Genomic DNA, 25,601 nt, shown 5'->3' on the forward strand with positions numbered 1-25,601 from the left:
GGATGCCGCGCCGGGCAGGCGGCGCGGTGGCTGAGCAGAGTAGGGGGTGGACGGCGGCTGTGCCGCGCGAAACGTTCCTTCCGGTGCCCCGCCCCGCAGCGGGGGCTGAGGGCGGAGCGGGGCACCGGAAGGTTTCTGCGGGACGGTGTGGTCCCGGGCTGTGCGGAGCCTCCCGGCCGGGGTCCGAGGAGTTCCGCGAGCGGCCCCGGAACGCGGCGCGCGCGTCCCGAGCGTGCCGGCCGGAGCCGGCGGCCGGGCTACTTCAGGCCCAGCTCGTCGCACGCCGCCTTGAACTTCGGCGTGCAGATCTCCTGGGCGGTGTAGACGCCGTCCTTGATCACGGTGTCCTGGATGTTCTCCTTGGTCAGCGAGACGACCGGGACGAGCACCGACGGGACGCCCTTGGTGGTCGGGCTGTCGACCTTCTCCTTGGCGATGGAGTCGAGCGACTCGCCCTTGGCCAGCGCGACGGCCATCTCGGCCGCGGCGGCGGCCTCCGGCGCGTACGGCTTGTAGACGCTCATGAACTGCTCGCCCGCGACGATGCGCTGCACACCGGCGAGCTCCGCGTCCTGGCCGGTGACCGGCGGCAGCGGGGAGACGCCGGCGGCCTTGAGGGCGGTGATGATGCCGCCCGCCATGCCGTCGTTGGCGGAGTAGACCCCGACCAGCTTGTCCTTGCCGATGGCCGAGATCGCCGCCTCCATGTTGGCGTTGGCGTTCTCGGGCTTCCACTCCTTGGTGTCGTACTCCTTGCCGACGGTCACCTTGCCGTCCAGCTCGGCGTGCGCGCCCCTCTTGAACAGAGCGGCGTTCGGGTCGGTGATCGCTCCGTTCATCATCACGATCTGGCCGTCCCCGGCCTTGTCGCCGAGCGCCTCGACCAGCGCCTTGCCCTGGACCTTGCCGACCTCCTCGTTGTCGAAGGAGGTGTAGGCGTCGATCGGGCCCTCGGCGAGGCGGTCGAAGGCCACGACCGGAATGCCGGCGTCCTTCGCCTTCTTGACGCTGCCGGCGACCGCCTTCGCGTCCACCGCGTCCAGGATCAGTGCGTCGACCTTGTTGGTGATCATGGTGTCGACCTGCTGCGCCTGCAGCGTGGCGTCCTGCTTCGCGTTGGCGTAGACGACCTCGGCCTTGCCGTCGGTCAGCTCGCTGATCTTCTTCTCGATGAGCGGCTTGTCGAACTTCTCGTAGCGCGCGGTCTGGTTCTCCGGCAGGAGCAGACCGATCGTGAGGTCGTCGCCCTTCTTCGCGGAGGACTCCGAGGCGCTGTCGCCGGACTCCTTGGCGCTGCCACAGGCCGCGAGCGAGACGGCCATGGCCGAGGCGGCGACAGCTACGGCGGCACGACGCAGATGTGCGTTCACGATGTAAACCTCCCTGACGAGGCCGCGTCGCTGCGGCCGAGGTGGCTGGAAGTCAACTCGGCCCCGCCATCAGCGTCAAGGAGTAAATCCTTAACGAGATGACAACGGTGCCATTCGTTATCTAAGTGAAGGCGGGCACGGCGGTGTTCACGGCACCGTCCCCACCGTGCAGAAGCGTCGAATCGCCCATCTCGCTGAGCACCAGGGCCAGTGCGCCCAGCACCTCGGCACGCCCGCCCAGGGCCCCGGGGGCCACGGCGAGCTGCCGGGCGGCGCTGGGGATGGCGTACCGGGACACGGACTCCCTTATGGGCCCGAGCACCAGCTCGCCGGCCTCGGCCAGATCGCCGCCGAGCACCACCCGGCTCGGGTTGAGCAGGTTGCACAGGTTGGCCACGCCGCTGCCGATGTGGCGGCCGACGTCCGCGACCACGCGCCGGCAGCCGGGATCGCCCTCGCGGGCCAGCTGGACGACCCGTTCCATGGTGAGGTCCCCGCCGTAGCTGGGCTGGAGCAGCGGCAGCACATAGCGGGCCGCAGCGAAGGTCTCCAGGCAGCCGCGGTTGCCGCAGCGGCAGACCGGGCCGGACTCGTCGAGGGTGATGTGCCCGATCTCGCCGGCCGTGCCGCCGGGGCCGCGGTAGATCTGGCCGTCTATCACCAGGCCGGCGCCGACACCGCTGGCGACCTTGATGTAGGCCAGGTCCTTGGCGCCCCGGCCCGCCCCCCAGACCATCTCGCCGAGGGCGCCGAGGTTGGCGTCGTTGTCCACGTAGACGGGCACGCCGAGGCGGGCGGAGAGCTCCTCGCTGGGGTTGATGCCGGTCCAGCCCGGGAGGATGGCGGTCGAGCCCAGGGTGCCGGACTCCACGTCGATGGGTCCCGGGACGCCGAGGCCGACGCCGATGACCTTGTCCCGGCCGATGCCGGTGGTCTGAGCGAGCCGGTTGACCAGGGCCTCGGCCCGGCCGAAGCCCTGCGCGGACGAGGCGTCCACGTCCAGCGGCTCCGCCTCCTCCGCCAGCACCTGGTGGGCGAGGTTGCCGATGGCGACGCGCAGATGGGTGTGGCCGAAGTCGACGCCGATCACGATGCCCGCGTCACCGCTGAGCGAGACGCTGCGGGCCCGGCGGCCGCCCGCCGAGGTGGGCGTCACCTCGACCGTGCCGCCGTCCTTCAGCTCCCGCACGATGTTGGAGACCGTGGCCGCGGAGAGGCCGGTGGTTCTGGCGATCTCCGCCTGTGTCAGCGAACCCGCCATGCGCACCGCGCGCACGACACGCTCCAGGTTGGCCCGGTGCAGAGACGTCTGCGATCCCGGAGTCTCCATCGACTCATCCACTCCTGCCCCCGGCGGGCGGCGCGACGGCCGCCCCCGGCCGGGATCGCGCCATGGCTTCCCGGCTATCTCCAACTATTGAACTCTGAGTTCAACTCCCAGGGGGTTATTCCGTCAAGACCTTGAGCGGGCGCATCCTCCGATGAGCACAGCTCTGCGGCGGCCGACGAGTACGGGTCCCGGCGACGGGAACGGCCGGAAACGCGGCGCGCCCGTGCCGTCCGGTATCGGACCGGACGGCACGGGCGGCACTGGCGGCTGGGGCTCCGGGGCCCCGGGCCCCCGGCGGCAGGGGCTCCGGTGTCACGCGGCGGCTGGGGCTCCGGAGCCCCGGTGTCACTTCAGGGTGCCGGCCGTCAGACCGGACTGCACCTGGCGCTGGAAGGAGAGGTAGACCACGATCACCGGCAGCATCGCGATCGTCATACCGGCGAAGATCACCGGCAGATCGCCCTCGTACCCCTGCTGCTGGTTGAGGAGGACCAGTCCCTGGGTGAGGACCGATCGGTCCTTGTCGAAGCCGCTCTGCTGCTGCATCAGGGTCATCGGGAGGATGTACTGGTTCCACTGGCCCAGCACGTTGAAGATGCCGACGCTCAGCAGGCCCGGCTTCGCCATGGGGACCATCACCTGGAAGAAGATCCGGGTGTGCGAGGCGCCGTCGATGACCGCCGCCTCGTGTATGGCCGTCGGCAGCGTCCGGAAGAAGGCGTGCATGAAGAAGACGGTGAACGGCAGCGAGTAGGCGACGTAGACCAGGATCAGGCCCTGGTAGGTGTTGAGCATGCCGAGCATGTCGACCAGGAAGTACAGCGGCACGAGGCCGAGGTACACCGGGAACATCGCGCCGGCGACGAAGAAGTAGTAGAAGAAGCGGTTGCCGGGGAACTCGTAACGCGCCAGGACGTAGGCGGCCATCGCGCCCAGCAGCATGGTCAGCGGGATGGAGAAGGCCAGCACGATCAGGGTGTTGGCGAAGTAGTCGCCGATCCCCTTCTCCCAGGCCCGCCCGAAGGCGTCGAAGTTCCAGTTGGACGGCCAGGACCAGGCGCTGGAGCCGATCTCGCGGTCGGTCTTGAAGGAGCCGAGCAGCAGCCAGAACAGCGGCAGCACGATCATCACGGCCCACAGGATCAGGAAGCCGTGGGAGAAGACGTTGAGGACCCTGCCCTCGTTGTCGCGGCCGGCCGGACGGCGGGCCGGCCTGCCCGCGCTCTCGGGGTCCCGCTGGCCGGGCACCGCGTCGTCCTTGACGGCGCCGGGGATGATCCGGGTGTTGGACATGGCGTGGTTCCCCGCTCAGTATTCGATGCGCTCGCGGCGGCTGATCCGCAGCGTGACGAGGGACAGGATCAGCGTGAGGCCGAGGATCACCACGCCCATCGCGCAGGCGTAGCCGCTCTTCCCGAAGGAGAGGAAGTTACGCATCAGATAGGTCGCCATGACCTCGCTGTTGTGGTCCGGTCCGCCGCCGAAGCTGTTGCCGGGCGTCATCACGGAGATGAGCGCGAAGCAGTCCATGGCGAGGATCGCGAGATAGACCCAGGCGGTCTGCACGGTGTCCCACAGCAGGGGGAGGGTGACCTTGAAGAAGGACTGGGTGCGGCTCGCGCCGTCGAGGAGGGCGGCCTCGTAGATCTCCTTGGGGACCGACTGCATGGCGGCCGAGAAGAGGACGAGGTAGAAGCCGACGCCCCACCACAGGAGCACGAACGCGACGCACCACAGCACCAGGTCGGGTTCGTTGAGCCATTCGATCGGGCTGGACGGGTCGGAGAGCCCGAGCTTGACGAAGACGCCGTTGATCAGACCGGCGACGTCACCGCGGTAGATCGCCCGCCACAGGACGGCGAGGATCGCGATGGACAGGACGTGCGGGACGAAGAAGAGGATCTTGTAGAGCCCCGATCCCGCGACGCCCCGGATGCCTCCCGAGCCGCCCCGCCCGCCCACGTTCACCATGTAGGCGAAGAAGAGGGCGAGCAGGATGGTGGCGATCGGCAGGAAGATCAGGAGCAGGATGTTGTGCCACAGGGCCTTCAGGAACACCGAGTCGGCGAAGAGCGCGGTGTAGTTGTCGAAGCCGACGAAACTCATCTCCTGCGACTGGCCCTGCCAGTTCGTGAAGGAGTATCCGAAGGTCTGCATGTACGGCCAGATCATGAAGACCGCGTACAGCGCGACCGGCACGATCAGAAATCCGGTGACGAACCGGTACTTTCCCTGTTGCATGGCACCCTGCCCCTGGTTTCCCGGCTTCTGCTACGGACGCTTGTTGTTCTTGCTCGCCGGGTCCTTGGCCGCCTTGTCGACCGCCGCCTGTGCGCGCTTGAGCCATTCGTTGGGCTGAATGCGCTTGGCCATCAGCTCGGCGGAGGCGGTGCGGATGGACTCGTCCATCTCGCTGTACCAGTTGATGTAGAAGTAGTCGAAACGCTGGTCGACGGGACACGCCTCAACCGCCTCGATGGCGGACTTGGTGCCGGGGCGGAGTTCCACCGTGGTGTCGACGCCGTCCTGCACGATGGTGAGCGAGTTCGCCTCCTGGGCGAACTTCGTCGACCATTCCTTCGAGCACATCATGCGCAGGAATTCAAGACCGCCGGCCTTGTTCTTCGCCTTCTCCGGGACGATGAAGGGCTCGCCGGCGCCGGCGCGGATCGCCTCGAAGGGCAGCTTGCTGCCGGGCAGCAGCGGCATCGGCAGGAACTTCATGTCGAAGCCCTCGGGCGTCTGCTTGAGCTGCTCGTTCTCCAGCCATGAGCCGGAGGGGATGAAGACGGCCTTGCCCTCGTTCCAGGCGGTCTGGGACTCGATGTGGTCGAGGGAGTTGGTGCCGGGCATGAGCAGGCCCTTGTCGACGATCTCGTAGATCGCCTCGATCGACTGCTTGGCCGCGTCGCTGCCGACGAAGGCCTTCGGGTCGAGGTTGTCGATCGCCTTCATGGCGTCCAGACCACCGGTCTTGGCGATCAGGTCCATGATCATGACGTTGACGTAGTACGGGTGCTTGCCCTGGTGGGCGAGGCCGCCGATCTTCTGCTTCTTGGCGTCCTGCATGATCGCCAGGAAGTCGTCCCAGGTCTTCGGCACCTCCCAGCCCTTGTCCTGGAAGAGCTTGCCGGAGTACCAGAGTCCCCAGACCGTGTAGACGTAGTTCAGGGAGTGCATCTTGCCGCCGATGAAGCCCTTGTCGGCGGTGCCGGGGACGAGGATGTCCTTGACCTTCTTGGACGGGTCGTCCGGCGCGGGAGCCTCCAGCAGTTCGGTCAGGTCGGCGAGCTGCCCGTTCTTGTGCAGCACGTCGAGCTTGATCTGCTGGGCGCCGGAGTTGTCCACGACGTCCGGCGGGTTGCCCGCGTTGAAGCGCGGCTGGAGCTTGCCGGTGATCTCCTGGGTGCCCAGGTGGCTGATCTCCGGACCCCACTTGGCCTTGTAGAGCTTCTCCCACTCGATGGCGTACTGGTCGCCGAAGCCGCCCTTGAAGATGACGACGTCGAGGGTGCCGCCCTTGGCGACGCCGAAGGGGTTGTCCTTGGTCACCTCGCCCTTCTGCTTCTCCTGGTCGTCGCCGCTTCCGCTGCTCGCGCAGGCGGACAGGAAGCTCATGGTGGGCACGGCGATCAGACCGAGAGCGGCCGACCGCTTGATCAGATCACGCCGGCCGAAGCCCTCGCCGCCGTGCGTGTGGGTCGAGGTGGAGGTGGATCCCATGCTCAAGTCCTCGCCTTCTCCAGGACTCTGGCGGTGTACCGGTTCGCCCGCCTCGTACGCCTCAGGCAAGGGGCCCCGCCACCGCGGTCAGTTGCTGCTGCTTTCCCGAGAGGAAACGCAGTGAAGCTCGGGTCGTGCACGGCGGGCGGCGGGAACGGGCGAATTCACGGCCGACGGTCCGCACGACCACGGCAGCCGCCGTCCCCCCTGCCCGCCACCTTGTGGAACGGCTATGCGGACGCCGACAGGTATAGTCCACTTCCCGGTGAGGGAGCAAGATCGAAAGCAAGGTTGGACGGCAGTCTTTCCCGAGTTGAGACCTCGCCGGACACATGGACCCCGTCTGCACGTTTTACGGCCTCTGCATTCTCCACGGAACGGCGGATTCCGCCATGGTCGCACCGTCAACACCCTTGACACCGTACGACACTTACCTACCTACTGGAGCCTGCACTTTCCGTCTGACAACGTTGTCCAACGGACCTTCCCCAGGAGGAATGACCCGGGATGCAGCCCAGACACCGACCCCGGCACCGACAAATCCGCGCGGTCACCCTGGCGGTGAGCGCCTCGATCCTCGTGTTGACGGCCCCTTCGGCGGCCGTCGCGATCCCCGGACAGCAGGGACAATCCCCCACCGCGGACCGCGAATTCGGCTCCTCCTTCGAATCCGACGAAGCAGAGCCCGACTGGCGTAATACCGTCGAAGTCGGCAGGGACGGAGAGAAGCGGGCATCCGGGGTGGACGGCGGATTCGCCGGGGGAATTCCCGGGAACGTCACCGACCGGGTGACCGAGGTCCGCGCTAGCGGCGAGAACGCGGGCTCGGGCGAGACCAAGGAGAACCTCGTCGACCTCCAGCCCGGCAGCAAGTGGCTCACCTTCGAGTCCACCGCCTGGCTGGAGTTCGACACCGCAGAGCCGGTGAGGCTCGCCGCCTACGCCCTCACCTCCGCCAACGACCACGCCGAGCGCGACCCCGGGGACTGGACCCTCAAGGGCTCCGCCGACGGTGAGGAGTGGACCGTCCTCGACACCCGGGCGGGCGAGTCCTTCTCCGGGCGGTTCCAGACGAAGACGTACGAGATCGGCGACCCGGCCGAGGTCACCGCGTACGCGCACTACCGGCTGGAGATCACGAAGAACAACGGCGGTCCGGCCACCCAGCTCGCCGACGTGCAGTTCTCCGACGGCGACACCGGCGCCCCCGCCCCGGACGACATGCGCACCCAGGTGGACCGCGGCCCGAGCGGCTCCCCCACCGCCAAGGCCGGGGCCGGCTTCACCGGCAAGCGGGCCCTGCGGTACGCGGGCACCCACCGGGCGGACGGGCGGGCCTACTCGTACAACAAGGTCTTCGACGTGAACGTGGCGGTCCGCCGCGACACCGCGCTCTCGTACAAGGTCTACCCGCAGATGGCGGAGACGGACCTCGACTACCCGGCCACCCACGTCGCCGTGGACCTCGCCTTCACCGACGGCACCTACCTCAGCGACCTCGGCGCGGTCGACTCCCACGGCGGGGGGCTCAGCCCGCGGGGCCAGGGCGCCGCCAAGCGGCTGTACGTCAACCAGTGGAACGCGGTCTCCTCCGGCATCGGCACCGTCGCCGCGGGCAAGACCGTCGACCGGATCCTCGTCGCCTACGACTCCCCCAAGGGCCCGGCGAAGTTCCAGGGCTGGGTGGACGACATCACCCTGCGCCCCGAGCAGCCGCCGAAGAAGCAGGCGCACCCCGCGGACTACGCGTCCACCGTCCGGGGCACCAACTCCAGCGGCGCCTACTCCCGAGGCAACACCTTCCCCGCCACCGCCGTCCCGCACGGTTTCAACTTCTGGACGCCGGTGACCAACGCGGCCTCCAGGAGCTGGCTGTACGAGTACGCCCGGGGCAACAACGCGGACAACCTGCCCACTCTCCAGTCCTTCAGCACCAGCCACGAACCGAGCCCCTGGATGGGCGACCGGCAGACCTTCCAGGTGATGCCGTCCGCCGAGGCGGGCACCCCGGACACCTCCCGCACCGCGCGTGCCCTCCCCTTCCGGCACGAGAACGAGACGGCCCGCCCGCACCACTACGCGGTCACCTTCGAGAACGGCCTGAAGGCCGAGATGGCGCCGACCGACCACGCGGCGATGATGCGCTTCACCTTCCCCGGTGACGACGCGAGCGTGATCTTCGACAACGTCACCCGGGAGGGCGGGCTCACCCTCGACCCGAAGACCCGTTCCTTCACGGGCTTCTCGGACGTCAAGAGCGGTCTGTCCACGGGCGCCACCCGGCTGTTCGTGCACGGCGTCTTCGACGCCCCGGTGACCGACTCCGCCTCCGAGGGCGTCAGCGGACGGATGCGGTTCGACGCCGGCCGGGACCGGACGGTGACCCTGCGGATAGCGACCTCGCTGATCAGCGTGGACCAGGCGAAAAAGAACCTGGCCGACGAACTCCCCGCCTCCGCCCGCTTCGAGCGCGTCCGCGCACAGGCACGCTCGGCCTGGGACCGGGTGCTGGGCAAGGTGAAGGTCGAGGGCGCCACCCACGACCAGCTGGTCACCCTCTACTCCAGCCTGTACCGGCTCTACCTGTACCCGAACTCCGGTTTCGAGAACACGGGCACCAAGGCCCGCCCGAAGTACCAGTACGCGAGCCCCTTCTCCCCGATGACCGGCCCGGACACCCCGACCCACACCGGCGCCGAACTGGTCGACGGCAAGGTGTACGTCAACAACGGCTTCTGGGACACCTACCGGACGACCTGGCCCGCGTACTCCCTCCTCACCCCCAAGAAGGCGGGCGAACTGGTCGACGGCTTCGTCCAGCAGTACAAGGACGGCGGCTGGATCTCCCGCTGGTCCTCCCCCGGCTACGCCGACCTGATGACCGGCACCAGTTCGGACGTCGCCTTCGCCGACGCGCACGTCAAGGGCGTGGACTTCGACGCGGAGGCCGCGTACGAGGCGGCGCTGAAGAACGCGACCGTGGTCCCGCCGTCCTCCGGGGTCGGCCGCAAGGGCATGGAGACCTCACCGTTCCTCGGCTACGCCTCCACCTCCACCCACGAGGGCCTGAGCTGGTCGCTGGAGGGATACCTCAACGACTACGGCATCGCCGAGATGGCCCGCTCCCTCCACAAGAAGACCGGCAAGGACCGCTACCGGGAGGAGGCGGAGTACTTCACCAACCGGGCCCGCACATACGTCACCCTCTTCGACAAGGAGGCGGGCTTCTTCCAGGGCCGCAGCCTCAAGGGCGACTGGCGGGTGCCGTCCGGCCAGTACGACCCGCGGATCTGGGGCTACGACTACACGGAGACCAACGGCTGGGGCTACGCCTTCACCGCCCCGCAGGACAGCCGGGGTCTGGCCAACCTGTACGGCGGCCGGGCGGGCCTGGGCGAGAAGCTGGACACCTACTTCTCCACGCCCGAGACGGCCTCCCCCGAGTTCACGGGCAGCTACGGCTCGGTGATCCACGAGATGACCGAGGCCCGGGATGTGCGGATGGGCATGTACGGCCACTCCAACCAGGTCGCCCACCACGCCACCTACATGTACAACGCGGCCTCCCAGCCGTGGAAGACGCAGGAGAAGGTCCGCGAGGTCCTCTCCCGCCTCTACGTCGGCAGCGAGATCGGCCAGGGCATCCACGGCGACGAGGACAACGGCGAGCAGTCGGCCTGGTATCTCTTCTCCGCCCTCGGCTTCTACCCGCTGGTGATGGGCAGCGGCGAGTACGCCATCGGCTCGCCCCTGTTCACCAAGGCGACCGTGCAGCTGGAGAACGGCCGCAAGCTGGTCGTGAAGGCACCGGAGAACAGCGCGAAGAACATCTACGTCCAGGGCCTGAAGGTCAACGGGAAGACCTGGACCTCGACCGCGCTGCCGCACAGGGAGATCGCGAAGGGCGGCACCCTGGAATTCGCGATGGGCCCGGAGCCGTCCGCCTGGGGCACCGGCAGGAACGCGGCCCCGGTGTCCCTCACCCGGGACGACAAGGTTCCGGCGCCCCGGCAGGACGTGGGCACCGCCACGGGCCCGCTCACGGACAACACCTCGGCGACTTCGGCCGGGTTCACCACTCTCGACCTGCCGGCCAGGGAGGGCAGCCGGGTCGTCCAGTACACCCTGACCTCCGCCGCCCGGGACAGGGCGCCGGCCGGCTGGACCCTCCAGGGCTCGGCGGACGGAGAACGCTGGACGGACCTGGACAAGCGGGCCGGTGAACGGTTCGCCTGGGACCGCCAGACCCGCGTCTTCACCGTCGACCGCCCGGGCTCCGGCTACGCCCACTACCGCCTGGTCGCCTCCGGCGAGGGCACGCTGGCGGAGGTGGAACTCCTGGGCTGAGCCGCCGGTTCGCACGGCGAGGGGCCGCATCCCGGATGCGGCCCCTCGTTGCGTGAACGGGTTCGTGCGTTCAGTGCGTTCAGTGCGTCGGCGCGTTGGCGTTCGCGCGTTCGTCGTTCTTGTGCTTTCGTGCGTCCGGCCGACCGGTCGTCAGCTCTCGTCGGTCTCCACGCGGACGACCGATCCGTCCGAGGCGTTGATCTCGAAGTCCGTCTTGTACCAGTCGGAGCCGATGACCTCGACCGCCCAGACGACCGTGTCGTCCTGCCCCTCGCCCAGCCCCACCGAGGTGACCGTGCCCTGCCGCTCGTCCGTGGCGACCTTGGCCGCCTGCTCGGCGGTCTGGGTGGCGCCGTCGAGGAGGCGGGTGACCGCCTGCTTGTCGTTCGCGTCCTGGTCGGCCTCCTCGCGCGTCTCGATGACCTCGCCGGTGGCGCCGTCGATGCGGACGATGTGGACCGTGCCGTCCTCCTCGGCGACCTCGGCGTGCCAGACCGGGGTGCCCGGCGAGGGGCTGGGCGAGCCGGTGGGGCTGCCGGTGCCCGTCGGACTCGCGGTGCCGGTCGGACTGGCGGTACCGGTGGGGCTGGCGGTACCGGTGGGGCTGGCCGTGCCCGTCGGGCTGGGGCTCGCGTCGTCATCGTCGTCGAGGCCCTCCAGGTCGAGGGCGATCAGCGTGCTGCCGGACACCTCCCCGGTGGCCGTCCCGGCCGCCTCGTCCCAGGTGGTCTCGGTGGCGTCCAGCACCTGCTTGCGCTCCTGCTGGGCAGCGGTCAGCTCCCCTGTCGGGGAGGCGGTGGTGGTCTGCTTCGGCACGGCGCGCGCGGCCTCGGTGGTGGCCGTGCCGCTCGCCGAGCCGTCCGCGTCCTGGCCGCAGCCGGTCAGCAGGGCGGCGACCGCGGCGGCGGTGCACAGGGCGCCGGCCGCCCGGAGCGTGCGGGAGCGGGAGGACGTGCTGTCGGTGCGTCGGGGCATGAGTCTCATGCCCGCATGACTTGCCGTTTCCCCGGGCGGTGATGTTGCCCGCCGCACAGCGTCACCCGATCGACCGGACGGGCACCACGCGGAAGGGGGCCGCACCCCGGTGACGGGATGCGGCCCCCTGCGCGTGGTGCCGGTGGTGCGTCAGCCGCGGATCAGGTTCCGCAGCACGTACTGCATGATGCCGCCGTTGCGGTAGTAGTCCGCCTCACCCGGGGTGTCGATGCGGACGACCGCGTCGAACTCGACGCCCGTGTCGGTGGTGACCTTGACGGTGCGCGGGGTGGTGCCGTCGTTCAGCTCGGTCACGCCGGTGACGGAGAAGGTCTCCTCGCCGGTCAGGCCCAGGGAGTCGGCCGAGGCGCCCTCCGGGAACTGGAGCGGGAGGACACCCATGCCGATGAGGTTCGAGCGGTGGATGCGCTCGTAGGACTCGGCGACGACCGCCTTGACGCCGAGGAGCGCGGTGCCCTTGGCCGCCCAGTCGCGGGACGAGCCGGAGCCGTACTCCTTGCCGGCCAGGATGACCAGCGGGGTGCCGGCGGCCTGGTAGTTCTGCGAGGCGTCGTAGATGAAGGAGACCGGGCCGCCGTCCTGGGTGAAGTCGCGGGTGTAGCCGCCCTCGGTGCCCGGCGCGATCTGGTTGCGCAGGCGGATGTTGGCGAAGGTGCCACGGATCATGACCTCGTGGTTGCCCCGGCGCGAGCCGTAGGAGTTGAAGTCGCGGCGCTCGACGCCGTGCTCCGTGAGGTACTTGCCCGCCGGGGTGTCCGCCTTGATGGCGCCGGCCGGGGAGATGTGGTCGGTGGTGACCGAGTCGCCGAGCTTGGCGAGCACGCGGGCACCGGAGATGTCGGTGACCGGGGTGGTCTCCATCGTCATGCCCTCGAAGTACGGGGGCTTGCGGACGTAGGTGGACTCGGTGTCCCACTCGAAGGTGTTGCCGGTCGGGATCGGCAGCGCCTGCCACTGGGCGTCGCCCGCGAAGACGTCCTGGTAGGACTTGTTGAACATGTCCTCGCCGATGGCGTTCGCCACGACGTCGTTGACCTCGGCCTCGGAGGGCCAGATGTCCGACAGGAAGACGGGCTTGCCGTCCTGGTCGGTGCCGAGGGCGTCCTTGGTGATGTCCACCTTCATGGAGCCCGCGATGGCGTACGCGACGACCAGCGGCGGGGAGGCCAGGTAGTTCATCTTGACGTCGGGGTTGATGCGGCCCTCGAAGTTCCGGTTGCCGGAGAGGACCGAGGTGACGGCGAGGTCGTGGTCGTTGACCGCCTTGGAGACCTCCTCCGGCAGCGGACCGGAGTTGCCGATGCAGGTGGTGCAGCCGTAGCCGACCAGGTTGAAGCCGACCTTGTCGAGGTACGGGGTCAGGCCCGCCTTGTCGAAGTAGTCGGTGACGACCTTGGAGCCCGGGGCGAGGGTGGTCTTGACCCACGGCTTGCGGGTCAGGCCCTTCTCGACCGCCTTCTTGGCCACCAGCGCGGCGGCGACCATGACGTACGGGTTCGAGGTGTTGGTGCACGAGGTGATCGCGGCGACGGTGACGGCGCCGTGGTCGATCTCGTAGGTCGAACCGTCGGGGGCGGTCACGGTGACCGGGTTGGACGGGACGCCGTTGGTGACGGCCGGGGCGTCGGAGGCCGGGAAGGACTCCTTGCCCGCCTCGTCGACCGAGTCCACGTAGTTGCGCACGTCGCTCTTGAACTGCTCGGCGGCGTTGGCGAGGACGATACGGTCCTGCGGGCGCTTCGGGCCGGCGATGGAGGGGACGACCGTGGAGAGGTCCAGCTCCAGCTTCTCGGAGAAGTCCGGCTCGGCGGCCGGGTCCAGCCACAGGCCCTGCTCCTTGGCGTACGCCTCGACGAGGGCGACCTGCTGCTCGCTGCGGCCGGTCAGCTTCAGGTAGTTCAGCGTCTCGCCGTCGATCGGGAAGATCGCGGCGGTGGAGCCGAACTCGGGCGACATGTTGCCGATCGTGGCGCGGTTGGCGAGGCTCGTGGCGGCGACGCCCTCGCCGTAGAACTCGACGAACTTGCCGACGACGCCGTGCTTGCGCAGCATCTCGGTGATCGTGAGGACGAGGTCGGTGGCGGTGGTGCCGGGGGTCAGCTCGCCGGTGAGCTTGAAGCCGACGACGCGCGGGATGAGCATGGAGACCGGCTGGCCGAGCATCGCGGCCTCGGCCTCGATGCCGCCGACGCCCCAGCCGAGCACACCGAGGCCGTTGACCATGGTGGTGTGCGAGTCGGTGCCGACGAGGGTGTCCGGGTACGCCTGGCCACCCCGGACCATGACCGTGCGGGCCAGGTGCTCGATGTTCACCTGGTGGACGATGCCGGTGCCGGGCGGGACGACCTTGAACTCGTCGAAGGCGGTCTGGCCCCAGCGCAGGAACTGGTAGCGCTCGCGGTTGCGGCCGTACTCCAGCTCGACGTTCTGGCCGAAGGCGTCGGCGGTGCCGAACTTGTCGGCGATGACGGAGTGGTCGATGACCAGCTCGGCCGGGGCGAGCGGGTTGATCTTCGCCGGGTCTCCGCCGAGCTCCTTCACGGCCTCACGCATGGTGGCGAGGTCGACGACGCAGGGAACGCCGGTGAAGTCCTGCATGATCACGCGGGCCGGCGTGAACTGGATCTCCTGGCTGGGCTGGGCCTGGGAGTCCCAGCCGCCGAGCGCGCGGATGTGGTCGGCGGTGATGTTCGCGCCGTCCTCGGTGCGGAGCAGGTTCTCCAGGAGGACCTTGAGGCTGTAGGGGAGGCGCGCGGAGCCCTCGACCTTGTCCAGCCTGAAGATCTCGTACGACTCGTCGCCCACGCGCAGCGTGCTGCGGGCGTCGAAGCTGTTCGCCGACACGACAGTCTCCTTCATCAATATGCGCGTACTACGTCCATGCTGCCGCCACGACTCCTCGCCGATCCGCTAAGGTAAGGCTTAGTTAGGTAACCCTTACCGACTGGCGGCTTGCGGTACGCCTTCGGCAGATATCTCGATGTCGAGATAACTCTAGTACATGACCGCGATGGGGTCATGCCCGGACACCTGTCCTGCCGCATCGAGGCGGGCCCTTCTCACTCAGCCTCGGCGACCGTTGGGTTCGCCCGGTTGAAGTCCGAGTGGTGGTCGTCCCGAGGCCGGCTCCGGCCTCGGGACGACAACCGAGGTCCGTCGGGGCCGGCACCGGGCGCCCTGGAGTGCGATCCGGCCTCTCTGCATTGCCGGCGGCGTTCCGCTCCCGGCACAGGAGAAGCCGCTCCACCCTGCAAGGGGCAGCGCGGCGGAGCGTTTCTGCGGTGAACCTCTTCCTCAGGACGGGTGAGCACGAGGCAAGGGGCTTCGCGGGATGGCGCGCGGCCGATAGAACGCCACAGTGATCAAGGACCTTGTACGTGACCTCGGCGCACTCTCCCTCGCTCCCGTTCCCCTTCCCGACCCCTTCTCCGGAGGTCGCCCCTGCGGCCGAGGTGACGACACCGCTTGACACGGTCGGCTCGGCGGCGGCCACGGAGAAGAGCCGGGCCGGTCGTCCCGGTCCGCCCGTTGGGCGGCGCACCCGAACGCCGGGCCGAGAAGCCATCCCGACCGGGCCTGCCGGCACTGCCCTTCCCGTCCTCGAGTACCAACGGAGCCACGATGACGTCATCGCAAGTCGCCCCCGACGTTCCGGCCAGGATCACCCTTGACCCGGTCGGACTCGACGAGCCCCTGGAACGGTTGGTGACCGCTGCCCAGGTCGCGCAGGTATGGGCCCTGGTTCTCGAAGCGCAGGTGCCCGTCGGCACAGCGGACCCGAGCGATGAGCACGCCATGAATACGGCGCAGGAGGAGGTCAGAGGGAACGCGCGGACGTACCGGAGTGTCCAGCTTCCCTCGGTGATCCATCAGCTTGTCCTGATGACAGGGGCGGCCGACCTGCTCCAGAGCCTCCACGAGGGGTCTGTGGAGTCCCCGGAGAGCGTTGCTTCTTTCCTCGGCGAGCTGTTGCCGATTTTCGAAGAGCATGAGCAGCATGCCCGTGATCTCGCGGACAAGTACGAGAGGTTCTCCAAGGAGACGGAGGACCGGCTGGGAGTCCTGGCCGGCCGGACGCATGCCGAGATCAAGAAGACTTCCGGGGACGACGGCCGGATTGCCGCCAAGACCAAGGAACTGGAGGAGATGCAGGAAGAGGTGCGGAAGGACCTGGATGCGGTTGTCTCCGCCTCGCACAAGATGGGAAGCGGCGCACGGAAGATCCTCGACACCATCCTCGACATCTTCAAGGACGCCGCGAAGAAGAAGGGCGAGGATGACGGCAAGAGCGAGAAGAAGGACAAGCCGTCCGCCGGCGACCCTGCTCCGGAATCCTCGGAGGATGTGCACGGGGGGATCGAGGACATCACGTCCGGTGCCGTTGGCGCCGCCCTCCAGAAGCTCCGCAGGGACCGCGCGAAGGTCGAAGCACTCTACCGGGAGATCGCCGGCTTGAAGTCGGGCCTGGCGACGGCGAAGAAGATCGATTCGGAATGCGGTGCCTACGGCCGCAGCGTGCGCGACGTGATGCGGCCGGCCCAGGAACTCGCAGCTGCCTGGGGCCGGGTGGTCACCTCGTTCGCGGCGACGCTGGAGGAGCAGGCGAAGAAGAACGACGGAGGCGCCTGGCTGGCCACTGAGATCAGCTGGAGCGTCATCAAGTGGAAAACCATCCAGGACCAGGCGGAGAGACTGCGTGCCACGGTCACCGGAAACTGAAACCCACTACCGGACAACTGGGAGAAGACTATGAGTGACGCGCTTGCCGCCGCCCTGGAAAAGCAGGAGGAACTCGGAGGGGAGGTGGCCGCGCAAGGGTCCCTGACCGCACTCGTGCAGACGCATGCTCTCAGCATCATGCAGCAGCCGAAGCCGGACTTCAGCCGCATCGACAACGAAGAGATCCGGCGTTTTCAGGGCACGGTTCAGGGCGCACTGAACAAATCCGCAGAAAATGCAGGAAAGTACCTCTGGACAGTACAGCCCGAGTCCATCACGCTCCTTACCAAGGTCGAGAACTACTTTGTCACGCTGGGCGCTCTTTCGGAAACTCTCAGAGATGAGAAAGATCCGGATGCCATGGTGCAGATGCTGCGATTCCTCCGCGAACAGGCGGGAGAGTTCACGGACGAGACAAGAAGGGTGGCGTCCAGTACGGACAGGATGGTCAGCGCCTTCAGCGACGACAAGCGGGAATTCACTGCGTGCGCCATGAAGATCAACAGTCTTGTGGGCGGCGAAAATGGGATTCTGGGAAACCTGCAAAAAGAGCTGGAGAACGTGAACTCAAGGATCACCGCCGCGACCATCGGGGCAGGGGTGAGCGGGGTTGCCATTCTGGCAGGTGCAGCATGCATCATCGTCGGATGCTGCACTTCCGTCCTCACCGGCGGACTGAGCCTCGGCGTGGCCATCGGCGGCGGTGTCCTGCTCGTCGGTGGCATCGCAGGAGGCATCGGCAGCGGGGTCGCGCTGGCGAACCTCTACGACGAGAAGAAGGAAATCCTCGCCAAACAGGAACGTCTCGAAAGCGGGGTGAAGCTGCTGACGGCATGCAGCGCCGGACTGTCAGACCTTGGTACCCAAGCGGGGGGAGTGGCCACCGCGCTGCAGAACTCGACCAACAGCTGGACGATTCTCAAGGAATCGCTGAACTCCGCCGCCGACAACATCGAGAAGGCCGGGAGGGCCCAGTCGGACTTCCTCCGCAAGAGCTTCTTGGGGACCATCGACAGGTCCGTGCCGCGAAATCTTGAACAGCTGCGGAATACGCGGAACGCCCTCATCGGAATGAAGACGGTGTCCCAGCCGAACACACACACCGGGGACCTCATCCGGTTCGAGCTGCAGAAGCCCCCACGGCTGGCGCGTTGACAGCGCTCTGAAACTCCACGCCCGTGCGGCTCCAGGCTGTGCCGTGTGCCGTCCCGGCCGTCCTGCGCCGAGGGCCGGGGCGGCGGTGGGACCGTCGTGCCGGCCGGCCGCGAGCAGGGCGACCGCGGCGGCGATACCCGCCGACGGGCCGGTGTTCATCGCCGTCTGCTGGAGCCCGCCCGCGACACCCGCGTGCTCCGCGGGGATCCGCCGGACGACCACCGCCGTGGCGGTGACCATCACCGTGGTGAAACCCGCGCCGAGGCAGGCGAAGCCCGTACCGGTCACCCACCACGGCGCCGACGCATCCAGGCGCGACAGCAGCAGGGTGCCGAGCGCGAGCAGGCCCACCGACCCGGCGACCGTGCGCCGCTCGCCCCATCGGCGCGCCCCGAAGACCCCCTGGGCGACGCGCAGTCCGATGGCTGCCGGAGGACGTTGACAGTGTCTACTGGCCCGACCCCGAGGCGAGGCTCCCCCGCCCCGCCTCCTCGCACTGCCAGGGCCGCACCTCCCGAGGACCATCGCCCTCGGGGTGGAGCCGCGCACGGCCGGCACGGCTCCTCTGCCGCGAGAGGTGCCGGAAGGGGCGCCGGACCGGGCGCCGTTCGGCGCCGTTCGGGGCCGGGTGCACCACCCGAACGGACCACCCCACTGGCGTTCTCATCTCATATCTGAGATAGCCTCCAGCCATGGCAGACGACTACCTCGTACGCATCGGCAAGCTCATCCGTGACGCCCGTCAACACCGGGGCTGGACACAGAGCCAGCTTGCCGAGGCGCTCAACACCAGTCAGAGCGCCGTCAACCGGATCGAGCGCGGCAACCAGAACATCAGCCTTGAGATGATCGCCCGCATCGGCGAGGCGCTCGACAGCGAGATCGTCTCGATCGGCTACGCCGGCCCCATGCATCTGCGCGTCGTCGGCGGACGCCGGCTCTCCGGCGCCATCGACGTCAAGACGAGCAAGAACGCCTGTGTCGCGCTGCTGTGCGGCGCGCTGCTCAACAAGGGGCGCACCGTGCTGCGCCGGGTCGCCCGGATCGAGGAGGTCTACCGTCTGCTGGAGGTCCTCAACTCGATCGGCGTCCGCACACGCTGGATCAACGAGGGCCTGGACCTGGAGATCGTCCCGCCGGCCGAGCTGGACATGGCGTCGATGGACGCGGACGCCGCCCGGCGCACCCGGTCCATCATCATGTTCCTCGGCCCGCTGCTGCACCGGATGGACACCTTCCGCCTCCCCTACGCGGGCGGCTGCGACCTCGGCACCCGCACCATCGAGCCGCACATGATCGCGCTGCGGCGCTTCGGGCTGGACATCACGGCGACCGAGGGCATCTACCACGCGCAGGTGGACCGTTCGGTCGCGCCGGACCGCCCGATCGTGCTGACCGAGCGCGGCGACACGGTGACCGAGAACGCGCTGCTGGCCGCCGCGCGCCACGACGGCGTCACGGTCATCCGCAACGCCTCGTCCAACTACATGGTCCAGGACCTGTGCTTCTTCCTGGAGGCGCTCGGGGTCAAGGTCGAGGGCGTCGGCACGACCACCCTGACCGTGCACGGCATGCCGACCATCGACGCGGACGTCGACTACTCCCCGTCCGAGGACCCGGTCGAGGCGATGAGTCTGATCGCCGCCGCGGTCGTCACCGAGTCGGAACTGACGATCCGGCGGGTGCCCATCGAGTTCCTGGAGATCGAGCTCGCGGTCCTGGAGGAGATGGGTCTCGACCACGACCGCTCCGGCGAGTACGCGGCGGACAACGGCCGCACCCGCCTGGTGGACCTCACCGTGCGCCCCTCCAAGCTGGAGGCGCCCATCGACAAGATCCACCCGATGCCGTTCCCCGGCCTCAACATCGACAACGTGCCCTTCTTCGCGGCCATCGCGGCCGTCGCGCAGGGCAAGACGCTGATCCACGACTGGGTCTACGACAACCGCGCCATCTACCTGACCGACCTCAACCGCCTGGGCGGCCGCCTCCAGCTCCTCGACCCGCACCGCGTCCTGGTCGAGGGCCCTACCCGCTGGCGCGCCGCCGAGATGATGTGCCCGCCGGCCCTGCGCCCCGCCGTGGTCGTCCTCCTCGCGATGATGGCCGCCGAGGGGACCTCGGTCCTCCGCAACGTCTATGTGATCAACCGGGGTTACGAGGACCTGGCGGAGCGGCTGAACTCGGTGGGGGCGCAGATCGAGATCTTCCGGGACATCTGACCTTGACACCTGGATGCCGCCGATCCCGCCCGGCCTGGGACGTGGCGGGTCAGGGAGGGCACCGGCGCGGTTCGCCCGTGTGCTGCCCGACGGCCCGGGCCGCGCTTGACGGCAGCGGCACGTCCCGTTCGGGCGGCCACGCCTGAACCCTGCCTGACTGCCGCCGTCGGCGGACGCGGTGAGCGCGTCCGCCGGTGCGGCACCAGGCGAAGCGCAGGGGCGTGCCGAGCCGCAGGTGTGTGCCCGGGCCGTGGGTGTGGTCGGCGAGCACGGCCAGGTTGACCTGGACGCGGTCGAGGAGACCGGTGTGGACCGAGTCGAACGCGAAGCGCTCGGGTTCGGCGGTGTCGGCCGCGTCGTTGCACGGTCCCCGGGTTGGCTGTCTGATTCATCGACAATGAGTGCATGGCGGACAGGAATCGGCGTGTGCTCATCGTCGCCTATGGCGGCTCCCAGATCATCGATATCGCCTCTGTGTCAGGCGCTTTGGAGATCGCCAACAGTTACGGGGCGAACCCGCACTACTCGATCGAGCTGGGGACTGTCGCCCGGCGGGGCATCGCCACGTCCGCCGGCATATCGCTTCGTGCCGACCACGCGGTCGAAGCTGTCACCGGACGTCTGGACACCCTCGTCGTGGCCGGAGGCGCCGGCTGCGAGGAGGCGGCGGCCGACGAGCGGCTACTCGTCGAGATCCGCCGCCTTGCCCGGAGGAGCAGGCGCGTCGCCTCCGTCTGCACGGGTGCCTTCGTGCTCGCTGCTGCCGGTCTTCTGGACGGTCGCCGGGTGACGACCCATTGGGGCTGGGGTGAGCGGCTGGCGGAGCGACATCCCGCTGTCGCTGTGGACGTTCGGCCGTTGTATGTCCGCGACGGCAATGTCTACACCGCCGCGGGAGTGACCAGTGCGCTGGACATGACTCTGTCACTGATCGAGGAGGATCACGGACCGACACTGGCCCGAGCGGTCGCCCGCGAACTCGTCACGCACGTGCACCGGCCGGCCGATCAGGCGCAGATCTCGGTTTTCCTCTCCTCGCCGCCTCCTGAGGCCAGGCTGGTGCGGGACGTGACGGGTTACATCACCAGCAATCTCACCGCGGATCTCACTCCTCGCGCACTTGCCGTCAGGGCAGGTGTCAGCGCTCGGCACCTGACCCGGCTGTTCAACACGCATCTGGGGACAACGCCTGCCCGGGCCGTGCGTGCCGCACGCACCGAAGCAGCGGTGCTGCTCGTCCGGTCCAGCAGCCTGCCCTTGGCGGCCATCGCCCGCCGGTGCGGGTTCGCCTCTGAACAGACGCTGCGCCAGGCGTTCCGGGATCTCTACGGCTGCACCGGGGACAGGATTCGCCGGATGCCGGACATGCCGCAGGCGGTCGCTGCACGCGGTGGTGAGAATCCGGACTCATGACACGCGAAACGAACCGAAGGACCGTCTTGCGCGGCTCTGCTGCCGTCGCCGCTGTGCTGGCGACGGCCGGTGCCGCCACGTCACCCGCAGCAGCTGCACCGGCTCGCTCCTCGGAAGGGAGGGGACCACGCGTAGGCATCCTGCTCTATGACGGCTTCAGCCTGCTCGACCCCACCGGCCCCGCGGAGGTCCTGTCGCGGCTGCCGGACGCCACCGTGACCATGATCGCCGAGCAACGCGGCCCGGTTCGAACGGATACGGGCGACGTGGCAGTTCTGGCCGAGCGCTCCATTACCGAAGTCGACCGCCTGGACGTGCTCCTCGTACCTGGTGCGGGCAATCGAGGGACCCTCGCGGCCATGGGCAACCGGGTACTGCTGGACTGGATCCGTGAGATCCACCGAGGTACGCGGTGGACCACCTCCGTCTGCACGGGAAGTCTGGTCCTTGCCGCCGCGGGCCTACTCGACGGCCGCCGGGCCACCACCTACTGGGCGTCTGCCGAGTACCTGGAGCAAACGTTCAACGTCACCTACGAGGCGCAGCGCTACGTCCGGTCGGGGAGAATCATCACAGCCGCCGGGGTGTCTGCCGGCATCGACATGGCCCTCTACCTCGCTGCGCTCATCGCGGGAACGGCAACGGCTCGAGCAGTCCAGCTGGCGGTCGAGTACGATCCGCAGCCTCCGTTCGATTCTGGCAATGCGGCTGACGCTGACAACCGGCTGAAAGAGCACGCCCTCGAATTGCTTGAGCGGTCTGCCGGGTGACTTCCGGGGATGAAGAGTGCGGGGCGCGGTCGCGGTCGGTGACCTTGTTCCTCATGACCGTTCACGTACAGGCGGCAGGGTTGGCCTTCCCGTGAGGAGGGCCCGTGGCCGCGGTCGCGGTCGGTCGGTCGGCAATCGGTGTCCGCGCAGAGTGCGGCGGTCTGGACCAGTACAAGGTCCGCCGCTCCAGGGCCGATTGCGTTCCCCGGCACCCGCACCTGAGCGGACACCGAGGAGAAGGGCCGCGCTCGCCCTGGAGCAACAGTCAAGACCTGTGGACGGGACACCTCGCGGGCGCGGGTCATCGCCGTGGGGCAGGACCGCGCTGCCTCAGATCCGTGATCTCAGGACGTCGACCTCACAACCCGGTGAGAAGGGGTCGAAGCCGTGCTCGATCAGCCAGCGAACCGCGAGCAGGCTTCGCAACGACCACCATGCGTGGATCACGTCGAGGTCGATGTCGGTGCCGTAGCCGGCGATGACGTCGTCGAGGTGCTCCTCGTGTCCGAGCGTGAAGGTGGCGAGGTCGTACAGGGCATCACCCTGACCCGCCTCCGACCAGTCGATGATGCCCGTGACCTCGTCACCGTCGACGAAGACGTGCGCGATCTGCAGGTCGCCGTGCGTGAACGCCGGAGTCCACGGCCTGAGTGCGGCCTCGGCGACCCGGCGGTTGCGGGTGACCAGGTCGGCGGGCAGCACGCCGCTCGTCACGAGCGACTCGCACTCGTGGTCGAGTTCCGCCTCCAGCGCGATGATGCTCCGGCCGGCCCCGCCCGGCCGGGGCGGCAGCGGCGCGTCGTGCAGCTTCCGGATGGCGGCGCCCGCAGCGGCCCACGCCGTCGGCGACCCGGTCGACGGCCCTCCGAGGCGCCCGAGCGTCCTCCCCGGCAGTGCGGCGAGCGCGAGCACGGGCGGCTTGCGCCACAGGACCTTCGGGGTGGGAACCGGCGCCAGGGCCATCGCCTCGACCTCGATGTCGACGCGGGCCTGATCTGCGTCCACCTTCAGGAACACGTCGCCGACGCGCAGGGTCGCGCGCTCGGAATGGGCGACGACGACCGATACCTCATCCATGGCGGCCAGTATCCCCGGACGGCCGATGACATTCGCCGGGTTATCGCGTCTCAGGGGATGCGGTATCCACGAGGGGCGGCTTGAGCGCCGAACGGCAGGAGTTTCGCGAGGAGTTACGGCTGAGGGCGCGCCCGAGAGGTTCGCCCGAGGGCTGTCCCCGTAACTGGTGGTCTCCCCTCAGTGAGGTACAGCCGATGCCGTCAAGAACGAGCGAGTACTGAGCGACGAAACCAGGTCGACGCAGGTCAGTGCGGTACCCGATCATGCGTTCATGCCCCTGAGAGAGACCCTTGCCCGAGTCGATGCGGACCTGGCCGCAGGCCGGGTTCCCGTCGCGCGCCAGCGCCTGCGCGGTCTCGTTTCGTCCTTCCCGCACGACCTGACGCTCCGTCGTCGCCTGGCCGAGGTGTACCGGCTCTACGGCGACTCCGCCGAGGCCGGACGCTGGATGTACCTCGAAGAGGACCGGAACGCCGACGAGACGGCTGCCTTCGAGGCGCGGCACGGGTCTCCCGGGCGGCGGATGAAGGCCCTCGCCTGGCAGGGCCCCGAAGCGAAGGCCGCCAGCGCTTTCGCGGAGGGGCAACTGGTCGCGGTGCGGACCGCCTGCGCCGAGGAGTTGGGGCACCCCGTCGACTGGGACGACCCCGCTTCCTACCGGGACGACCTGGAAGGGGGGTACGAGGCGCCCTCCGAGCCGTGGACGGTCGGCGGTGTGCTGGCGGGCGTCGGCTGCCTGGTGGCGGCCCTCGTGTTCCTCGCGATCTGGGTGAATGGACTCGTTGCCCTCTTCGACTGACTCAGGTCGCCGGGGCTTGTGAGGAGTGCTGCTCAAGGTGTGATGAGACCGTCCAGAACTGCCGTTGACGGGGCCCCCGGTGGCGCGTGTCCGCGCCCGCATCGAACACGTTTTCGCGCGCATGAAGACATGGCAGATCCTTCCCGACTGCCGCCTCGAAGGCGACGGAGTCCACCACGCCATGCGCGGCATCGCTCGGATGCGCAACCTCACCCTCGCTGGACTGACGAGCGGCTCGCACGATGGCCAACGGCTGCCGATGCAACTCAGAGATGATCTACGGGACAGCTCTTGAACACGTAAGTGTGATTGGTGCCCCCGGAGCCGGGGGCACCAATCACACTCACCCAAGACCAGGGAAGGAACAGATGACGATCAAGTTGCGGAGCGCGGAAACCGGGCGGGACATGTCGACGGTGATCTGTTTGCCTCTGCGGCCGGCCTGGCGGACGGCGGGGTGCAGGACGGGCAGGGAGTCGAGGCCGAAGCCCCCGGAGAGGCGGATGATGGACGCCGCCGGTGTCTCGCGGACCTCGGCCCGCCCTTGGGACCCGAAGGCGCGCTCGGGTGACGCGCGTGTGATCCTCGGGAGGAAGCGGGATTCACCGGAGTCGTCCGGGTAGTCGCAGATCATGACCACCACCGACAACACCGCCTTGAAGGCGATCGCGCTCGTCTGCACCCTCTCCCCCTCCCCCGCACCGTCCAGCTCCGACCTGCTGGCCCGCCAGACCCTGGACCGGCTGGCCGAGCACGGTGTGAGCGGGACGGTCGTCCGGGTGGCCGATCACCAGGTCACGCCGGGAGTCGACGCCGACATGGGCGGCGGCGACGCCTGGCCGGGGATCCGTTCCGCGATCCTGGACGCCGACATCCTGGTCCTGTCGACACCCATCTGGCTCGGTCATCCGTCCAGCATCGCCCAGCTGGTCCTGGAGCGGCTCAACGCCGAGCAGGGCGAGAGTGACGACGAGGGCCGGATGCTCACCTACGGCAAGGCCGCCGCCGTCTGCGTCGTCGGCAACGAGGACGGAGCACACAAAGTCAGTGCCGACCTGTTCCAGGGGCTGAACGACGTCGGCTTCTCCCTCGCGCCCAACGCGGTCACCTACTGGGTCGGAGAGGCCATGCACGGCACCGACTACCGGGACCTGGACCAGACCCCCGAGAAGACGGCGGCCACGACCGCCACGCTCGCCGCGAACACCGCACACCTCGCACGGCTCCTCAGGGCGAACCCCTACCCGCCGACACCGTGAACACCCGGAGCCGACGACGCGGACCGGTGTGCGCATCACGACAGCAGCGAGGAACGGGCCACCAGGTCCCGACGGAGAGACCGGCGGGGGTGAACGGCTCGGTGCCGGAGTGCGCGGGGCCGGAGTCGTGGCCGGCGCGGGCGAAAGGGTCTGCCGGGGCGGGTTCACCACCAACCGGACGGCGGAGGGCGAGCGAACAGCCCGACCGGCCCCGGTCGTCATCGCCGCCGGCGCGACCGTGGAGGGCGGCCGCGAAGCCCTCGGCTCATGGGTTGCGACAGCGCGCACGAGACTTTCTGGACCACCTTCCCGCGTGACCTGAGCAAACGCGGCCTGATCGGGTCCGGGTCATGATCGGAGCCGCACCAGCTCCGCCGCGTTCACCTTCGTCCGCGACGTCTTTCCCGGTCATCCCGAAGCA

Annotated in this window: 17 protein-coding genes and 1 pseudogene; 9 read left to right on the forward strand and 9 right to left on the reverse strand. The window is 68.7% G+C overall.

Features of this window, described 5'->3' with window-relative positions:
• Positions 1 to 257: 257 nt before the first annotated feature.
• The 5 genes from C593_RS0114090 to ngcE form a co-directional block, all read right to left on the reverse strand.
• The gene (locus C593_RS0114090; RefSeq protein ID WP_020610309.1) at positions 258 to 1,322 is read right to left on the reverse strand and encodes a substrate-binding domain-containing protein; all 1,065 of its coding nucleotides are present in this window, start codon (positions 1,320 to 1,322) and stop codon (positions 258 to 260) included.
• A gap of 169 nt (positions 1,323 to 1,491) precedes the next feature.
• Complete coding sequence (locus C593_RS0114095; RefSeq protein WP_018847940.1) at positions 1,492 to 2,700, reverse strand: ROK family transcriptional regulator; 1,209 nt, start codon at positions 2,698 to 2,700, stop codon at positions 1,492 to 1,494.
• A gap of 345 nt (positions 2,701 to 3,045) precedes the next feature.
• Positions 3,046 to 3,993 carry a carbohydrate ABC transporter permease gene (locus C593_RS0114100; protein ID WP_018847941.1) on the reverse strand — a complete coding sequence of 316 codons (948 nt, stop codon included), beginning with the start codon at positions 3,991 to 3,993 and terminating at the stop codon, positions 3,046 to 3,048.
• A gap of 15 nt (positions 3,994 to 4,008) precedes the next feature.
• Complete coding sequence (locus C593_RS0114105) at positions 4,009 to 4,941, reverse strand: carbohydrate ABC transporter permease (RefSeq protein ID WP_018847942.1); 933 nt, start codon at positions 4,939 to 4,941, stop codon at positions 4,009 to 4,011.
• A 30-nt stretch (positions 4,942 to 4,971) separates the two neighbouring features.
• Positions 4,972 to 6,423: an N-acetylglucosamine/diacetylchitobiose ABC transporter substrate-binding protein gene (gene ngcE, locus C593_RS0114110; protein WP_018847943.1), complete on the reverse strand. Its 1,452-nt coding sequence runs from the start codon at positions 6,421 to 6,423 to the stop codon at positions 4,972 to 4,974.
• A gap of 507 nt (positions 6,424 to 6,930) precedes the next feature.
• On the opposite strand from ngcE, the gene C593_RS0114115 reads away from it, so the two are divergent.
• Positions 6,931 to 10,770, forward strand: a complete 3,840-nt coding sequence (locus tag C593_RS0114115; RefSeq protein WP_026277679.1) for a GH92 family glycosyl hydrolase — start codon at positions 6,931 to 6,933, stop codon at positions 10,768 to 10,770.
• 150 nt (positions 10,771 to 10,920) lie between these two features.
• Here C593_RS0114115 and C593_RS0114120 read toward each other — a convergent pair whose 3' ends face one another.
• Complete coding sequence (locus tag C593_RS0114120) at positions 10,921 to 11,745, reverse strand: PepSY domain-containing protein (protein ID WP_018847945.1); 825 nt, start codon at positions 11,743 to 11,745, stop codon at positions 10,921 to 10,923.
• 150 nt (positions 11,746 to 11,895) lie between these two features.
• On the reverse strand, positions 11,896 to 14,610 hold the full coding sequence (acnA, locus tag C593_RS0114125; protein ID WP_018847946.1) for an aconitate hydratase AcnA: 2,715 nt from the start codon (positions 14,608 to 14,610) through the stop codon (positions 11,896 to 11,898).
• Between the two features lie 777 nt (positions 14,611 to 15,387).
• Here acnA and C593_RS0114130 point away from each other — a divergent pair.
• From C593_RS0114130 to C593_RS0114150, 5 genes are all read left to right on the forward strand, one after another.
• Positions 15,388 to 16,485 (forward strand): hypothetical protein, encoded by a 1,098-nt coding sequence (locus C593_RS0114130; protein WP_018847947.1) that lies wholly within the window; start codon positions 15,388 to 15,390, stop codon positions 16,483 to 16,485.
• 30 nt (positions 16,486 to 16,515) lie between these two features.
• Positions 16,516 to 17,640, forward strand: coding sequence for an HBL/NHE enterotoxin family protein (locus tag C593_RS0114135; RefSeq protein ID WP_018847948.1), 1,125 nt, complete (start codon positions 16,516 to 16,518; stop codon positions 17,638 to 17,640).
• Between the two features lie 692 nt (positions 17,641 to 18,332).
• The gene (locus C593_RS0114140) at positions 18,333 to 19,862 is read left to right on the forward strand and encodes a UDP-N-acetylglucosamine 1-carboxyvinyltransferase (protein WP_018847949.1); all 1,530 of its coding nucleotides are present in this window, start codon (positions 18,333 to 18,335) and stop codon (positions 19,860 to 19,862) included.
• A 426-nt stretch (positions 19,863 to 20,288) separates the two neighbouring features.
• Complete coding sequence (locus tag C593_RS0114145; RefSeq protein ID WP_018847950.1) at positions 20,289 to 21,275, forward strand: DJ-1/PfpI family protein; 987 nt, start codon at positions 20,289 to 20,291, stop codon at positions 21,273 to 21,275.
• Positions 21,272 to 22,045: a DJ-1/PfpI family protein gene (locus C593_RS0114150; protein ID WP_026277681.1), complete on the forward strand. Its 774-nt coding sequence runs from the start codon at positions 21,272 to 21,274 to the stop codon at positions 22,043 to 22,045. Before C593_RS0114145 ends, C593_RS0114150 begins: the two co-directional genes overlap by 4 nt.
• A gap of 330 nt (positions 22,046 to 22,375) precedes the next feature.
• On the opposite strand, the gene C593_RS0114155 is transcribed toward C593_RS0114150, so the two are convergent.
• A complete protein-coding gene (locus tag C593_RS0114155) occupies positions 22,376 to 23,122 on the reverse strand; it encodes a phosphotransferase (RefSeq protein WP_018847952.1) in 747 nt (248 codons plus the stop codon).
• A gap of 271 nt (positions 23,123 to 23,393) precedes the next feature.
• Here C593_RS0114155 and C593_RS0114160 point away from each other — a divergent pair, with 271 nt between their 5' ends.
• Positions 23,394 to 23,921, forward strand: a complete 528-nt coding sequence (locus C593_RS0114160; protein ID WP_018847953.1) for a DUF6584 family protein — start codon at positions 23,394 to 23,396, stop codon at positions 23,919 to 23,921.
• 85 nt (positions 23,922 to 24,006) lie between these two features.
• Positions 24,007 to 24,216: pseudogene (locus C593_RS31690) on the forward strand (IS5/IS1182 family transposase); the annotation flags it as partial.
• A 48-nt stretch (positions 24,217 to 24,264) separates the two neighbouring features.
• Here the strand turns inward: C593_RS31690 and C593_RS0114170 are convergent.
• Entirely contained in the window at positions 24,265 to 24,564 is a 300-nt protein-coding gene (locus tag C593_RS0114170; RefSeq protein WP_158686844.1) for a hypothetical protein, read from the reverse strand.
• Here C593_RS0114170 and C593_RS0114175 point away from each other — a divergent pair.
• Positions 24,554 to 25,180 carry an NAD(P)H-dependent oxidoreductase gene (locus tag C593_RS0114175; protein ID WP_018847956.1) on the forward strand — a complete coding sequence of 209 codons (627 nt, stop codon included), beginning with the start codon at positions 24,554 to 24,556 and terminating at the stop codon, positions 25,178 to 25,180. The genes C593_RS0114170 and C593_RS0114175 overlap by 11 nt on opposite strands.
• The last annotated feature ends 421 nt before the right edge of the window (positions 25,181 to 25,601 follow it).

This window comes from Streptomyces sp. CNT372 (assembly GCF_000377145.1).

Bases quoted from the DNA above. Each gene is read 5' to 3' on its own strand.
- C593_RS0114090 (WP_020610309.1), bottom strand. From the start codon at position 1,322: ATGGCCGTCTCGCTCGCGGCCTGTGGCAGCGCCAAGGAGTCCGGCGAC.
- C593_RS0114095 (WP_018847940.1), bottom strand. From the start codon at position 2,700: ATGGAGACTCCGGGATCGCAGACGTCTCTGCACCGGGCCAACCTGGAG.
- C593_RS0114100 (WP_018847941.1), bottom strand. From the start codon at position 3,993: ATGTCCAACACCCGGATCATCCCCGGCGCCGTCAAGGACGACGCGGTG.
- C593_RS0114105 (WP_018847942.1), bottom strand. From the start codon at position 4,941: ATGCAACAGGGAAAGTACCGGTTCGTCACCGGATTTCTGATCGTGCCG.
- ngcE (WP_018847943.1), bottom strand. From the start codon at position 6,423: ATGGGATCCACCTCCACCTCGACCCACACGCACGGCGGCGAGGGCTTC.
- C593_RS0114115 (WP_026277679.1), top strand. From the start codon at position 6,931: ATGCAGCCCAGACACCGACCCCGGCACCGACAAATCCGCGCGGTCACC.
- C593_RS0114120 (WP_018847945.1), bottom strand. From the start codon at position 11,745: ATGCCCCGACGCACCGACAGCACGTCCTCCCGCTCCCGCACGCTCCGG.
- C593_RS0114130 (WP_018847947.1), top strand. From the start codon at position 15,388: ATGACGTCATCGCAAGTCGCCCCCGACGTTCCGGCCAGGATCACCCTT.
- C593_RS0114135 (WP_018847948.1), top strand. From the start codon at position 16,516: ATGAGTGACGCGCTTGCCGCCGCCCTGGAAAAGCAGGAGGAACTCGGA.
- C593_RS0114140 (WP_018847949.1), top strand. From the start codon at position 18,333: ATGGCAGACGACTACCTCGTACGCATCGGCAAGCTCATCCGTGACGCC.
- C593_RS0114150 (WP_026277681.1), top strand. From the start codon at position 21,272: ATGACACGCGAAACGAACCGAAGGACCGTCTTGCGCGGCTCTGCTGCC.
- C593_RS0114155 (WP_018847952.1), bottom strand. From the start codon at position 23,122: ATGGATGAGGTATCGGTCGTCGTCGCCCATTCCGAGCGCGCGACCCTG.
- C593_RS0114160 (WP_018847953.1), top strand. From the start codon at position 23,394: ATGCCCCTGAGAGAGACCCTTGCCCGAGTCGATGCGGACCTGGCCGCA.
- C593_RS0114175 (WP_018847956.1), top strand. From the start codon at position 24,554: ATGACCACCACCGACAACACCGCCTTGAAGGCGATCGCGCTCGTCTGC.